The organism is Mycobacterium sp. (assembly GCF_035603715.1).
Classification (GTDB): Bacteria; Actinomycetota; Actinomycetes; order Mycobacteriales; family Mycobacteriaceae; genus Mycobacterium.
In genome coordinates, this window is the sequence record NZ_DATNJW010000472.1 from 1 (window position 1) to 14,392 (window position 14,392).

The following is a 14,392-nucleotide window of genomic DNA, read 5'->3' on the forward strand; positions in this document are numbered from 1 at the left end:
TGGAATGCCAAACGTCGACGGACCGTTCAGATCGCGACCGCGATCAGCCTGGTCCTCACCCTCGCCCTCGGGATCAGCATGATGGTGACGCCGTGGTGGAAGCAGGTGACCCGGAACACCTACATCGCCTACTTCCCGAACACCAACGGTGTCTACACCGGCGACGAGATCCGCATTCTCGGCGTCGCGGTCGGAACAATCGAGAAGATCGAGCCGCAGCCCAACGCGGCGAAGGTCACGTTCACCGTCGAGTCGCAGTATCCGGTTCCCGCCGATGTGCGTGCGGCGATCTTGTCGCCGTCACTGGTCACTTCGCGCGCGATCCAGCTCGTCCCGGTGTACTCCGGCGGCCCGAAACTTGCTGACGGCGCGACCATTCCGGAGGAGCGGACCGCGGTCCCCGTCGAGTGGGACGACCTGCGTAAGCAGTTGGAGAAGCTGACCGAGTCCCTGCAACCGACGACGGAGGGCGGAACAAGCGCGCTGGGGCAATTCGTCAACACCTCGGCCGCGAACCTGCGCGGCGAGGGTGACACCGCGCGCGACACCGTCATCAAGCTCTCGCAGGCGGTGTCAGCGCTCGGCGACCACAGCACCGATATTTTCAGCACGCTGCGCAACCTGGAGACATTCGTCTCCGCGCTGACCTCGAGCAGCGAGCTGCTGGCGTCGTTCAACAAGAACTTGGCCAACATCACCACGGTGATGACCAATACTCCCAACGAGTGGGGCCAGGCCATTGCGGGATTGGACGGCGCCGTCAACGACCTGCGTCCCTTCGTCGCCGAGAACCGCGAGGCCATCGGTACGACCTTCGACCACCTCAACGAAATCACCACGGCATTGAACGACAGCCGCCGTGACATAAAGCAGACCCTGCACGTCGCGCCGAACGTGTTCCAGAACTTCCTGAACATCTATCAACCGGCGCAGAGCGCGGTGACCGGGATTCTGGCCCTGTCGAACTTTGCCGACACCGTCCAATCCATCTGCGGTTCAATCGAATCCGACGGGCTCGTCGGGAGGAACCGGTCGGCGAAGTTATGCGAGCAGTATCTGTCTCCGATCATCAAAAACCGCCAGTACAACTACCTGCCCATAGGTCTCAACCCGTTCGTGGGTGCATCGGCACGTCCCAATGAGCTCACCTACAGCGAGGACAAGCTCAACCCGCACGTACCGCCGCCGGGCGCGCCGGGTGGCCCGCCGCCCGCTGACGCACCGCCACCGGTCTCGCCGCAAGCGTTGCCGGGTGGCGCGGTGCCGCCCGCGCCGACTGCGGTCCGGTCCACTGACCCCCACGCGGGGCTGCCGGGCTTGATGGTGCCGGCGGCCGCACCGGCGCCCCCCGGAGGTACACCGTGAGGCGCATATTGTCTGCGGCACTCGCCATCTCGTGCTTGTGCTTGCTGACGAGTTGCGGGGGATGGCGGGGTCTCAACTCGCTACCGCTGCCGGGAACCCAGGGTAAGGGCGACGGCGCGTACACCATCCAAGCTCAACTACCTGACGTCGTGGTCATTCAGCCGAATACCCGGGTGCGGGTCGCCGACGTCAACATCGGCAACGTCACCAAGATCGAGGTACAGGACTGGCATGCCCTGGTGACCATGCGGATCAACGGCGATATTCACCTGCCGGCGAACAGCACCGCCAAAGTCGGCCAAACCAGTCTGTTGGGCTCCATGCACATCGAGCTGGCGCCGCCGACCGACGAGGCACCGCGCGGGCAGCTGAAAAACGGCTCGGTGATTCCGCTGGCCAGAGCCGCGACATACCCGACCACCGAGCAGACCCTGGCGTCGGTGGCGATTCTGCTCAATGGCGGCGGTCTGGGTCATATTCAAGAGATCACCCGGACTTTCGCGACGGCGTTGGCGGGTCGTGAAAAAGAGATGCGCAGCCTGTTGACTCAGCTGGACATCTTTGTCACCGAGACGAAAAAGCAGACAGACGACATCATCACGGCCATCGACAGTCTCAACTCGTTGGTCGGCCAGGTAGCGGACAAAGACCCAGTGGTCGATAAGGCGCTCACGACGATCCCGCAGGCGCTGGGAGTTTTGTCCGATACCCGGAAGACATTGGTCGACGCGATCGACAAGGTAGGCCAGTTCAGCGCCGTCGCCGCCTCGACGATCCAGCAGAGCAAAAAGTCGCTCGTCGACAACTTCCGCAACCTCGCACCCGCGCTGCGGGAGCTGGCGAACGCCGGGCCCGCGCTGACCAGAGGCCTGGATTTCCTTTCCACGCTCCCGTGGGTGAAAAGCACAGTCCCCAATTGGTTTCGGGGTGACTTCGCCAACATCTCGCTTATCGTCGACCTGACCCTGAGCCGTCTGGACAGCGGTTTCTTCACCGGGTCGAAGTGGGAAGGAAACCTCACCGAACTCGAGATGCAGTGGGGCCGAACGATCGGCCAGATGCCCAGCCCGTACACCGCGGTCAATCCGTTGATCGCGGCCTACCACTGGGGGGGTTACTAGCATGTCGCGTTCGAGCTCACTGCGGCTGTCCCGCCGAATCTGGACACAGTTGACCATCCTCGCATCGGTTACGTTGCTTTCTATCGCTGTGATGGCGTTCGGCTTCGTGAAAGTGCCTGCGCTACTTGGTATTGGCCGCTATACCGTGACTGTCGATCTGCCGGCCTCGGGTGGTCTGTATCAGACGTCGGTGGTGAACTATCGCGGTAGCGAAGTCGGCAGCGTCAAATCGGTCGACGTCACCCAGAACGGGGTTCGCGCCGTCCTTTCGCTGAAATCCGACATTGCGATTCCCTCCGACGTGACAGCCGCGGTGCACAGCCGCTCGGCCGTCGGCGAGCAATTCCTGGAACTCACGCCGCATTCCGGTCACGGCATCGACACCGGCCCGAAATTGCGCAATGGCGATGTGATCGCGGTCGGCAAGACACAGATCCCGGTTGACATCGGATCCCTGCTGGACACAACCAACAAGGCACTCGCGGCGATCCCGCAGGACAACCTGCACACCGTCGTCGATGAAGCGTCGAAGGCCGTCGCGGGTCTGGGGCCGGAGCTGTCCAGGCTCGTCGATGGCGGCACCGCGTTGGCGATCGACGCCGGCAAGACCACCGACTCGTTCTCCCGGCTGATCGACGAGTTTCCCCCGGTTGCCAGCTCCCAGGTGCGAACCTCGGATTCGATCGCGACGTGGGCGCGGCGGGTCAACGCGATCACCAGTCAGGTGAAGGCACAAGACGACAGGTTCGCCGACCTGCTCAACACCGCCGGTCCGGCGCTCGACGAAGGCACCGCGCTGTTCGATCGGTTAGCGCCGACGTTGCCGGTGCTGCTGGCCAACTTGGTCAGTCTGGGCACGATCGCGCTGAACTACCGAAACGACCTCGAGCAGCTGTTGGTCATGTTTCCGCAGGGGACCGCGGTGATGTCGTCGATCATCGTGCCCGACCGAGTCGCCAAGATGGACTACAAAGGCATCTATCTCGACTTCAACTTGAACCTGAACTCGCCGCCACCATGCAACGCCGGGTTCCTACCGGTGCAGCAGCAGCGAATCCCGGTGCGCGAGGACTATCCCGACCGCACCAACGGCGAGTTGTACTGCCGCATCCCGCAGAACTCCGACATGAACGTCCGTGGCGTTCGTAACGTGCCCTGCGAGACCAAGCCGGGCAAGCGAGCACCGACCGTTGAGATGTGCGAGAGCGATGAGCAGTACGTCCCGCTGAACGACGGCCTGTTCTGGAAGGGTGATCCGAACGCGACGTTGAGCGGCCAGAGTGTGCCGCAGTACCCGAGGGGCGGGCCACCGTACTCGCCGGGCGAGAACTGGCACCCCCCAGTTGATCCGGCGGCGCCGAAACCGGCGTTAGCCATTCCCTACGACCCGGCGACCGGAAATTATGTAGGGCCGGACGGCCGCGCCTACAGCGAGTCCGACCTGGCCTTTACTTCGAAAGGTAAGACATGGCAGAGCATGATGGTGCCGCCGAAAAAGCCGAATCAGTAGCCGGCACAGAGCAGGTCGACGTCGAAAGCACTGCTGTGGACATCGATGCCGAGGACATCGATGCCGAGGATATCGATGCCGAAGAAGATGGCGCCGGCCACACCGACAAAAGGCGGGTGCCGAAATGGGTTTCGAGCATTCCGGGACCGATCGCCGTCGGGGTCGCCATCATCGTGGCTTTGCTCGGCCTGGGAGGCTGGCTGGGATTCCGCGTCCACCAAGACAATCAGGTGCAGGCGCAGCGCAACCTGTATGTGCAAGTCGCGCGGCAGACCGCGATCAACTTGACCACGATCAACTACACCGAGGTCGATGCCGACATCAAGCGGGTCCTGGATTCGGCGACCGGCGCCTTCCACGACGAATTCCAAAACCGCTCCCAACCATTCGTCGAAGTCGTCAAGAAAGTGCAGTCCAAATCGGAGGGCAGCATCTCCGAAGCGGGTTTGTTGTCGTATGCGAAGGACCAGGCGCAAGTGCTTGTCGCAGTTGCGGTGAAGACGTCAATGGCCGGGGCCCCGCCAGACCAGGAGCCGCGCCGATGGCGGATGCGTCTCACCGTTGACAAGACAGGGGATAGCGCCAAGGTGTCGAATGTGGAGTTCGTACCGTGAGTAGCCGAACCGCATTAGCAGCGCAGGAAGAGGACTCCGCGATGTCCGATGGCACCGACCCCGTCGCCGACGAGTCGTCGGTCGACGACCCGGCCGAGCGCGATGACCTCGCCGATGAGGCGGAGGCAGCTGACGAGGCGGACCTGCTCGACCCCGAAGAAGTAGAAGGCGAGAACGACACGTCGGAAGCGCCGGTCGAGCGAAGCAGCCGGTTCTCCTGGACACGTCTGCTGGTTGCGGGACTGCCGGTACTGGCGTTGATTCTCGCTCTCGGGGTCGGTTACCTGAAATGGCTCGACGGCACGGCGCGCGAATCGCGCGCGGCCGCAGAGGCATCGGTGCGGGCGGCCTCCGAGAGCACTATCGCGATCCTGTCGTACAAGCCCGAAACCGTAGACCGCGACTTGAAGGTTGCCGCCGACCGTCTCTCCGAGCCCTTCCGTCAGCAATACACACAGCTCGTGAACGACGTCGTCGCGCCCGGGGCCAAACAGCAGCACATTACCGCGGTGGCCACCGTGCCCGCGGCGGCGTCGGTACTGGCGACCGGAAAGCACGCGGTGGTACTGGTTTTCGTCGACCAGACCACCACGATCGGCAACGATGCGCCGACGCAGAGCACGTCGAGCGTGCGCGTCAGTCTCGAGAAGGTCGACGGTCGATGGCTCATCTCGCAGTTCGACCCCGTGTGAGCGATGGACAAGTGAGGCAAGGATGAAACGTGTGTCGATGGGTTTCCGGCGGCTTTCGGCTATCGCGCTGGCAACCGGGTGCGTTGCAGCAAGCCTTATTTCAGGCGGAACCGCAAAGGCGGCCGGCTTCGAGAGCCTGATGGTGCCGTCACCATCGATGGGCCGTGACATCCCGGTGGCCTTCCTGGCCGGCGGCCCGCACGCCGCATATCTCTTGGACGGGTTCAACGCGGGACCAGATGTGAGTAACTGGGTGACGGCGGGCAATGGATTCAACACCCTTGCCGGCAAGGGCATTTCGGTAGTGGCGCCGGCGGGCGGCGCCTACAGCATGTACACCAACTGGGAGCAGGACGCCAGCAAGCAATGGGAGACCTTCCTGTCCAGTGAGTTGCCGGATTGGCTTGCCGCCAACAAGGGCTTGGCTCCGGGCGGGCATGGTGTCGTCGGTGTCTCCCAAGGCGGTTACGCGGCCGCCGCGCTGGTCACGTTCCATCCTGATCGGTTCCGCTATGCCGGGTCGTTCTCGGGATTCCTCACCCCTGAACGTGCCGGTGTGGACGGGACCATCACAGCGGCGCTCAGACAGGGCGGAGCCGATACCGATCACATGTGGGGGTTGCCGCAGCTGGGTCGTTGGAAGTGGCATTCGCCCAATCAGCACATCCAGCAGCTGGTGGATAACGATGCGCGGCTGTGGATTTACAGCCCGGGCAGCGATGCGCCGACCGACCAGGGGGCGATGGCCGGTTACGGCGATATCTCCCAAGGCACCAACGCGCAGTTCTACTCACACTATCGAGATGTCGGCGGCAAGAACGGCCACTTCGACCTGGGCCGTGGCGGCGGCAACGACTGGCCGACGTGGGGACACCAGCTCGGTGCAATGTCCGGTGACCTCGCCGCGAACATCCGCTAGGGATACGAAGGATGAGATGACATGACCGACAAGCGCATTCGCCAACGTGCACGGCTCATCTCGATACTATCGGCGGTGGGCGCCGCGCTCATTGCCCCCAGCGTGATCAACGTTGCATCGGCCGCTCCCGGGGTTCCCGGCAACAACGACCGGCTCAACAACGGCATCGTGGTCAACGTCGACACCATCAAGAGGCAGGCCGGCTGCAAAACCAACCTGAAGATCAACCCGCAGCTACAGGCCGCCGCGCAGCGCCACACGGTCGATGTGCTCAACAATCGCGGGCTGGATGCGGACACCGGGTCCGACGGGTCGTCGGTGGCCGACCGTGCCCGCGGCGCCGGCTACAACGGCACGGTCGCCGAGACCGTGGCGATCAACCAGTCGTTGAGCATCAATGACCTTGATGTCATGGGTAATTGGTATTACCGCCCCGACTACATGGCGATCATGTCGAATTGCGCCAATACTCAGATCGGCGTGTGGTCAGAGAACAGTGTCGACCGCAGCGTTCTTGTCGCTGTGTACGGGCAACCCGGATGAAGCGCGGTAGGTGGCTGGCAGCCGTCCTTGTCGCCGCGACATTGAGCGGCGCTGCAACGCCGCCGGCGCACGCCGTTCCGGCTCCCGATATCGAGTTCATCTATGACACCACCGTGCGCAAGCAATACAGTTTCGCGAACACCGCGGACGCCATCAGCTATGCCCACGGCATTTGCGACAAGATCACCGGCGGCGCCGGCTACGCCCGGGTCCTCGGCGATGTGAAAAAGGACGTGCTGCCCAACGACGAGTACTCAGCCAATTATCTGATCTCGAACGCGGTGAACATCTACTGCCCGGCCCAGCTGTGGCAGTTGCGCAACACGGCCGGCGGTTACGTGCCGCCGCCGCAGTGACTCAGCAGCGAAGCTGAACTATCCCCCGTTGTCGGCGTTACCCAAATCGGGCACGTAGGCCGGCGGCGGGTAGACGCCCCGGAGGAGCCATGCGTACGACGCGATGCCGTATTGCAGCTCGTCGCTGGCGTCATAGTCCGGGTTCGGATCCATCTGACTAACCCTCCGTCGCTGATCCTGGTCAAGATGATCAAGCCTATCGCGCTGGTGTGCCGGCCACCCGGTGAAACCGCCTAGGTCGAGGTCCGCGCTTGACTTGCGCTGAATTCAACGATCGGCGCTTGCGCGCTTCGCGAGCCGGGAGAGGACCGTCTCCGCATCGGCTGTGGCGCCGCGGTTGTACGGCAACTTCGACAGAGCGGTCCCCATAGCGCAGGTATTGGAGATGGCCGCGTAGCTCAAGCCGGCCCCGATCGCCGCGGCCAGCCATTTGAGGCGCGGGACGGCGATGCTGCCGAGCACCGACGACAGCACGATCGATCCGGCGACCAGGCGCACCTGGCGCTCTAGATCCCAGCGCGCAACGCCGCGATTGACCGCAAACCCGTGGCCCTCCCAGTCCGTAATTCCGTTCTGCAGGACACTTCCGCCCGGTGCGCCGGTGCTCCGCAGCAACTCTGCGGCTTGCGTCGCGCGCTGACCGGAGCGGCATACCAGCACGACGTCGTGGCCCTGATCGAGCCGTTCGGCGACCTCCGAGCCGTGGTCTTTCAACACGTCGAGAGGCACGTTGTAGGACCCGTCGATGTGTGCGGTCTCGAATTCGGCGGGGGTGCGCACGTCGAGGATCCGCAGCTGCGTGTTCGAGGCAATGCGGTCGCGCAGTTCGGTCGATGTAATGGCAGCGGTCATGATCACTCCCGTCGTGGACGTCAGGCTTATCGAGGGTTACCCGCTCGATCCGTTGACGAGCGAGTTTCGATCGCCGTGAGTCTTGCCGGGGCGGGAAACTCGTCACCCGTGGTGCAGTGCCGAATCAGAATCAGTAGTCGGCTGGGGCAGGTTCTCCGGGTGCAGCATCTCGGCGTATCGCAGCGGCTCGGGGATCCCGAACCCGTCGACCAGGGTTCGCGCATGGGGGCGTAGCAGCCTGCACCGGTCGTTGATGGCACGGGTGACCGCCTTGGCGCGCTCGGTGGACAGGTATCGGTGCTCGACATACCAGGCCTTGTCGTCCTCGATCACCGTCAGCGCATAGAGGTCGCAGACCAGCTCGAGAACCTCACGCGCCTCGTCGTCTTCGCAGGCGTCGATCCCGGCGACGAACGCCTCCAGTACCACTCGGTCGATGTGTGCTTTCGCGGCGTGCAGCACGTGGTCTTGCACCGAGTTGAACGCATCGAACGCGGACATCTCTTTCGACTTGGCCTGCAGCCGACGCGCGACGGAGGCAATCATGTATTCCTCGCGGTCCTCGAACATCTGGACTTGGGTGCCGCGGTTGAACAGGCTGCCTTCTTCTTCGTTGTCCTGTCGGGCGTCGATGATTCTTTGCATAATCGTCTCGGCCGCAGTGCGTTTCAGCACCCGCTCGCCGGCGAAGTTGGCGGCGAACCGCACCCACTCGACCGGGCTCATGCCCTTGATGTCGTCGGCGTAGGCGGTCAACAGCTCCTTGGCCACCAGCTGGGTCAGCACGTGGTTATCGCCCTCAAACGTGGTGAACACGTCGGTGTCGGCGCGCAGCGCGATCAGTCGGTTGTCCGCCAAATAACCCGCGCCGCCGCATGCTTCACGGGCTTCCTGAATGGCAGTGGAGGCGTGCCAGGTGTTCGCGGCTTTCAGCCCGGCGGCCCGCGATTCCAACTCACGTTGCTCCTCGGCATCAGGGGAGTCGGCCGTCTGCAGATCGTGGGTTTTGGAAACCAGCTCGTTCTGGGCGAACTGCAGCGCGTACGACTTGGCGATCAACGGGAACAGCCTGCGCTGATGCACGAGGTAGTCCATGATCAACACTTCGTTGTCATCGTCGTCGGGTGCGCTGAACTGCTTGCGCTGCAAGGCGTATCGGGTCGCAATGTCCAGGGCTACCCGCGCCGCGTTGCCGGCGCTGCCGCCGACCGTGACTCGTCCGCGGATCAGCGTGCCGATCATCGTGAAGAACCGGCGGTTGGGATTCTCGATGTCCGAGCTGTAAGTGCCGTCGGCCGCAACGTCGCCGTACTTGTTCAGCAGGTTGACCCGCGGAACCCGGACGTGATCGAACACGATGCGACCGTTGTCGACGCCCGGAAGCCCGCCCTTGTAGTGACAGTCCGACGTAGTCACGCCGGGCAGGTCGTTGCCTTCGTCGTCGCGGATCGGCACGAGTAGACAATGCACGCCGTGCTTGACCTGCTCGCCGTTCTCGGTGGTGATGAGTTGCGCGAAAACCGCAGCGATGGTGGCGGTTTCGGCGGCTCCGCCGATGTAGTCCTTGCGTGCGTTCGGAGTTTCGGAGTGGATCACAAACTCTTCGGTGTCGGCGTCGTACGTCGCCGTCGTCTCCAGCGCCTGGACATCGCTGCCGTGACCGGTCTCGGTCATTGCGAAGCAACCGCGCAGCTCGAGGTTGATGATCTTCTTGACGTAGGCCTCGTGGTGGCGCTCGGTGCCGAGGTTCTCCACGGCGCCGCCGAACAGGCCCCACTGCACACCCGCCTTGACCATCAGCGACAGGTCCGACATGGCGAGCATCTCGATCATCGTGACCGCGGCGCCGACGTTGCCGTTGCCGCCGTGCTCTTTGCGGAAGCTGTCCTCGGCCGCACCCTCGGCGGCCATGATGCTCAACTGCTCGGCCACCTTGGTGCGGGCGATCACCGTGTTCGGCGTGTAGTGCGGGCGGAAGATCTCGTCGGTCAGACGCTCACGCATCTGGTTCTTCACGTCGCGAAAGCGTCCGTCCAGAGAGTTGCGCAGATGTTCCGCAGTAGTGGTCATACCCGACGGTAACCGATCGAGATTTACGGCCGAAGGTAAGCTCCGGCAGGTCAGCCGACATTGGACGGCTCGACGCCAAGTTGAACGTTCCGTTAACCAAAGGTGTCTATAGTCTCCTCCGCAGCCACGCGCATGTGGCCAATGGAAGGTGTGACATGGAAAGGACCACCCGCGCTTTCAGCAAGGAGGGCGCGGTTGAGATGGACGTCGTCGCTGCGGCCCTGCAGCCCAGGTTCGTGGTGGCCGCCGGACCGGAGCAGACGGTCTCGCGCACCTGGCTGGATACCTTTGATTGGCGGCTGCACTCCGCGGGGATTTCGCTGGAGTACGTCGAAGGTGGGCCGCTGATCCTGCAGTTGCCCGATGGATCCCGGTTGCAGGCCCCGCTGGCCGGACTGAAATGGCCCGCCCAGGTGCACGATCTGCCGCCCGGGCTGCTCCGCGATTCGCTGGCGCCGATCATTGCTCCGCGTGCCCTGATCCCGGTTGTCACCGTGCACGGCGCCACCCAGGAAAGCCGCGTCCTCAATGCCGACGACAAAACCGTTGCCCGTCTGCTGACCGAAAGCGTCGACGACGGCACCAGTCAGCTGCGGATCCAGCCGCTGCGCGGCTACGACGCCGCCGGTGACCGGATCACTCGTCTGCTGGCCCGTGTGGACGGGCTCACCGCAGTGACGACGACGCCGTACGACCTCGCGTTGATCCACGCAAGCCGCAGTCCCGTGAACGGAGACGGCGGCCCGCCGCAGCTGCGGGCCGAAACGCCGGCAGCGGTGGCGGTTGCGGAAATGCTGGCCGGGTTTGCGGCGGCCATCGAGGAGAATGCGCCGGGCACGATCGCGTCGATCGACATCGAATTCCTGCACGATCTACGGGTTGCGGTGCGCCGGACCCGTTCGATTCTCAAGCTCGCCGGCGACGTACTGCCCGAGAACCTCGCCGAGCGGTTCCAACCGGAATTCAAATGGCTGGGCGATCTGACGACGCCGGTGCGCGATCTCGATGTGTATTTGCTCGAGTTCGACGCCATGGCTGCTCGACTCACGTCGGCAGCTCCACACGACCTCGACCCGTTCCGTTCGTTTCTGGTGCGGCACCGCACTGCCGAACGGCGGCGGCTGGTGCGCGGGCTGCGATCACGGCGTTTCGAGCAGCTGATGGCCGAATGGCGCGACGCGCTGGCCCAAGTGACCGCCGACGCCGAGGGCGGCCCGACGGTCGCGATGCTGGCACGTCAGCGCATCACGCGGGCCTACCAAAGCGCAGTGCGGCGCGGTAAACGCATCACCGAGGAATCGCCGAGCGACGACGTGCATGCACTACGCAAGCGGTGCAAGGAGCTGCGCTACCTGCTCGAGGTGTTTCGGCCGGTGTGCGCCAAGACGGCACACCGTCGGTTGCTCAAAGAGCTCAAGTCGCTGCAGGACACTCTCGGCGACTTCCAGGACGGCGAGGTGCAGCGCGAAGCTGTCCGCGAATTCGCCGCGGCGATGATGGAGCAGGGGGCGGCACCGCCGGAGACGGTGTTGGCGATGGGGGAGATGGCCGCCCAACTCGACACCCATCAGCTGAAAGCGCGGGCCGCGCTAGCCGGCCGGTTACAACCGTTTCTGGCCGATGAAAACCGGGCTCTGGTGAAAGCACTCGTGCGCTGATGAAGATCTATGCGACGTACAACATCAAAGGCGGCGTGGGCAAGACATCGACCGCAGTGAACCTGGCGCACCTTGCCGCGCGGGGCGGTTACAACGTATTGCTATGGGACCTCGACCCGCAGGGTGCGGCGACCTACATGTTCCGGGTGCGGCCCAAAGTCAAGGGCGGTGGCCGGGCTCTCGTTGACGGCTCGCGAACCCTCGACGATGCGATCAAGGCGACCGATTTCGACGGACTCGATTTGCTGCCAGCCGATTTCAGCTACCGCAATATGGATGTGCAGCTCGATGACATGAAACGACCGACGCGACGGATCCGCCAGCTGTTGCGACCGATGGAAGGTCAGTACGACCTCGTCTTCCTCGACTGTCCACCGAGCATTTCGTTGTTGTCGGAAAACGTCCTGCACGCCGTCGATACCCTGCTGGTGCCGATGATCCCGGCGACGTTGTCGGTTCGCACCTTCGATCAATTGACAAGCTTCGTCAGCGATTTCGACGGCCGTCAACCGCAGGTGCAGGCGTTCTTTTCGATGGTGGACCGGCGCAAGCGGTTGCATTGCGACCTGGTGCAACACCTGTCCACCCAACGAGAGGGAATCCTGACGACCGCGATTCCGGCGTTGTCGATCATCGAGCAGATGGCCGAACAGCGAGGGCCGGTGACGGCTTTCGCGCCGCACAGCGCCGCGTCACATTGCTATAGAGCGTTGTGGTCGGAGATCAACGGGAGTTGATGCCGACGCGACGGCCGCCTCAATCGCCAGCGCAACGCGGCGGTGGCGATTACACCGAATCCGATCAGGACGCCCATGTCGCGCAGCCACTGGCCCGACGAGTGCTTCCACGAGTCATCGGCCTCGGCTAGCGGATTGACCGCGTGTACGTCGACGGTGGCAGCCGCGGCGGCGAAACCCCATCGAGACGGCACCAGTCCGGCGATCTGCTCCAGCGGAACCCGGCCGGATATCGGGAACAGCGCCCCGGCGAACACCAACGAGATCAGAACGATCAGCACGGCGATCAGCAGGATCTGCTCCGAGTACGTCGCAAGTAATGAGAAGCCGAGCGCGACCATCGCCGAGACGATGGCGGTGACGGCCAGCGCGATGAACAACTCGACGGTGGCCCCGAGCTTCCCGTGGCCAAGTAAAGCGCCGCCGTGGGCGGGCGCTTCGGTGCCGACGGTCGCAACGATGCTGATGACGGCGGTCTGGACGATAGCGATGAGGCTGTAGACGATGACCTTGCCGGCCAGAAATGCCGACGCGGACAAACCGTGCGCTTGTTCGCGCCGGAAGATGCGCTGCTCGCCGAACAGGTCGCGGATCCCCAGCGCCGTGCCCATCAGGACGGCACCGACGACGAGCACCGCGAGGATCTCGAGGGCCTGGTCGGGGCTGCTGCCGTACCGACTCGCCGGGCCCAGACCCGCGTCCCCGGGCACCAGCAGCGAGATTGCGCCGATAACCAACGGCAGGATGGTCAGGAAGATGAAGTAGCGCTGATCGGCCACCGTCAACCAGGCCTGCCGTCGGGCGGCGATGATGCTCTGGCGCAACAGGCTTGGGAGCGGCGGCGGAGCGGGGTGCTCGACGGACTCCAGTGGCTCCGGGTCCGCGGCCGGTGCATCTTGTTGGCGGGCCAGGTACGCGTCGTGTGCGCCGTATGGATCGGAGCGGACACGCTTGAGGATTACCGCCCAGTCGGTCGAACCCAGCTGCGTGCCGATCTGCGAGGGTGCGTCGGCGAACACCGGAATGCCCGTTGGCGTCAGCACCAGCACCCGGTCGCAGGCGTCGAGGTTGCTGGGCGCGGTGGTCACCACCACGACGACACGCCCCTCATCGGCGAGTCGCCGCAGCGTTTCCGACATCTCTTGTTCCGCTGCGGAATCGAGGTCGGCAGTCGGCTCGTCGAAAACCAGCAGCGACGGTTCGGTCAGCAATTCCACCGCCAGCGATGCGCGCTTTCGCTGGTCGACTGTCAGCTTGCCCGTCTTGACGGTGCGTAGCGCGCTCAGCCCCGTCTTCTCGAGTGCCGAGTGCACCACCTCGCGGCGGCGATCAGCGGAAGTACTTGGTGGCAAACGCAATTCGGCGGCATAGCGCAAGGCTTGCTCGAGGGTCAGTTGCGGATGCAGCAGATCGTGATGCGGCACCAGTCCGACATGCGGTCGCACGTCATCTGCGGCGACATCGTGGCCGTCGAAATCGACTGTGCCGCCGGTTGGTTGGATCGCGCCGCCGAGTACGTCGACCAGAGCGGACGTGCTCGCTTCTGAAAGCCCGACGACTGCGGTCACCGTGCCCGGTGACGCGGTGAAGGACAGATCTGCCAGCGCCTGCTCGCCATCGACGCTCAGCCGCACCCGACGTGCCTGCAGCGCACCGGTGATGCTCACCCGTTCCGGCGACGGCGATGGGACCTTTTCCTCGGCGGGCTGGTGCAGCTGAGTGGTCGGTGCGGGCTCCTGCGGCCGGGGTTGCGGCCGTCGCGGCAGCAGCTTTTGCATCGCACCGGTAAGCCGCGCAGTGACCGCCGCCCGCCTCGGCGCAGGCGGAGGGAAGGCCGGCGGCGACTCCGGCTCGGGCTGCTGCGGTGGTGGCGGTGGAGCTGGCTGAATCGGCGGTGGAGGTGACTGAAGCGGCGGTGGAGGTGGCTGAAGCGGCGGTGGAGGTGGCTGAAGCGG

Annotated in this window: 13 protein-coding genes and 1 pseudogene; 10 read left to right on the forward strand and 4 right to left on the reverse strand. The window is 64.2% G+C overall.

All coding sequences use genetic code 11. The features are described 5' to 3' along the window. The 8 genes from VN856_RS19525 to VN856_RS19560 form a co-directional block, all read left to right on the forward strand. Nucleotides 1-1,365: MCE family protein (locus tag VN856_RS19525; protein WP_325691993.1), on the forward strand; the 1,365-nt coding region annotated here is incomplete at its 5' end. After that, nucleotides 1,362-2,486, forward strand: coding sequence for an MCE family protein (locus VN856_RS19530; protein WP_325691995.1), 1,125 nt, complete (start codon nt 1,362-1,364; stop codon nt 2,484-2,486). The genes VN856_RS19525 and VN856_RS19530, both read left to right, overlap by 4 nt. Before the next feature lies 1 nt (nt 2,487). Then, nucleotides 2,488-3,996, forward strand: coding sequence for an MlaD family protein (locus VN856_RS19535; RefSeq protein WP_325691997.1), 1,509 nt, complete (start codon nt 2,488-2,490; stop codon nt 3,994-3,996). Next, nucleotides 3,954-4,610 (forward strand): Mce protein, encoded by a 657-nt coding sequence (locus tag VN856_RS19540; RefSeq protein WP_325691998.1) that lies wholly within the window; start codon nt 3,954-3,956, stop codon nt 4,608-4,610. Before VN856_RS19535 ends, VN856_RS19540 begins: the two co-directional genes overlap by 43 nt. After that, a complete protein-coding gene (locus VN856_RS19545; RefSeq protein WP_325692000.1) occupies nt 4,607-5,302 on the forward strand; it encodes a hypothetical protein in 696 nt (231 codons plus the stop codon). The genes VN856_RS19540 and VN856_RS19545 overlap by 4 nt, the downstream gene beginning before the upstream one ends. 22 nt (nt 5,303-5,324) lie before the next feature. Further along, the gene (locus tag VN856_RS19550) at nt 5,325-6,221 is read left to right on the forward strand and encodes an alpha/beta hydrolase-fold protein (protein WP_414687003.1); all 897 of its coding nucleotides are present in this window, start codon (nt 5,325-5,327) and stop codon (nt 6,219-6,221) included. Between the two features lie 21 nt (nt 6,222-6,242). Further along, the gene (locus VN856_RS19555) at nt 6,243-6,764 is read left to right on the forward strand and encodes a CAP domain-containing protein (RefSeq protein ID WP_414687004.1); all 522 of its coding nucleotides are present in this window, start codon (nt 6,243-6,245) and stop codon (nt 6,762-6,764) included. After that, nucleotides 6,761-7,120, forward strand: a complete 360-nt coding sequence (locus tag VN856_RS19560; RefSeq protein ID WP_325692002.1) for a DUF732 domain-containing protein — start codon at nt 6,761-6,763, stop codon at nt 7,118-7,120. The genes VN856_RS19555 and VN856_RS19560 overlap by 4 nt, the downstream gene beginning before the upstream one ends. Before the next feature lie 18 nt (nt 7,121-7,138). Here the strand turns inward: VN856_RS19560 and VN856_RS19565 are convergent. The 3 genes and pseudogenes from VN856_RS19565 to VN856_RS19575 all read right to left on the reverse strand — a co-directional run. Continuing rightward, nucleotides 7,139-7,273, reverse strand: a pseudogene (locus VN856_RS19565) (hypothetical protein); the annotation flags it as partial. Nucleotides 7,274-7,387: 114 nt separating this feature from the next. Then, nucleotides 7,388-7,972 (reverse strand): rhodanese-like domain-containing protein, encoded by a 585-nt coding sequence (locus tag VN856_RS19570; protein WP_325692004.1) that lies wholly within the window; start codon nt 7,970-7,972, stop codon nt 7,388-7,390. 102 nt (nt 7,973-8,074) lie between these two features. Then, entirely contained in the window at nt 8,075-10,042 is a 1,968-nt protein-coding gene (locus VN856_RS19575; protein WP_325692006.1) for an acyl-CoA dehydrogenase, read from the reverse strand. Between the two features lie 155 nt (nt 10,043-10,197). On the opposite strand from VN856_RS19575, the gene VN856_RS19580 reads away from it, so the two are divergent. Then, nucleotides 10,198-11,700 (forward strand): CHAD domain-containing protein, encoded by a 1,503-nt coding sequence (locus VN856_RS19580; RefSeq protein WP_325692008.1) that lies wholly within the window; start codon nt 10,198-10,200, stop codon nt 11,698-11,700. Further along, a complete protein-coding gene (locus VN856_RS19585; protein ID WP_325692010.1) occupies nt 11,700-12,437 on the forward strand; it encodes a ParA family protein in 738 nt (245 codons plus the stop codon). Before VN856_RS19580 ends, VN856_RS19585 begins: the two co-directional genes overlap by 1 nt. On the opposite strand, the gene VN856_RS19590 is transcribed toward VN856_RS19585, so the two are convergent. Further along, nucleotides 12,401-14,215 carry an ATP-binding cassette domain-containing protein gene (locus VN856_RS19590; RefSeq protein ID WP_325692012.1) on the reverse strand — a complete coding sequence of 605 codons (1,815 nt, stop codon included), beginning with the start codon at nt 14,213-14,215 and terminating at the stop codon, nt 12,401-12,403. The genes VN856_RS19585 and VN856_RS19590 overlap by 37 nt on opposite strands. Nucleotides 14,216-14,392: the final 177 nt, after the last annotated feature.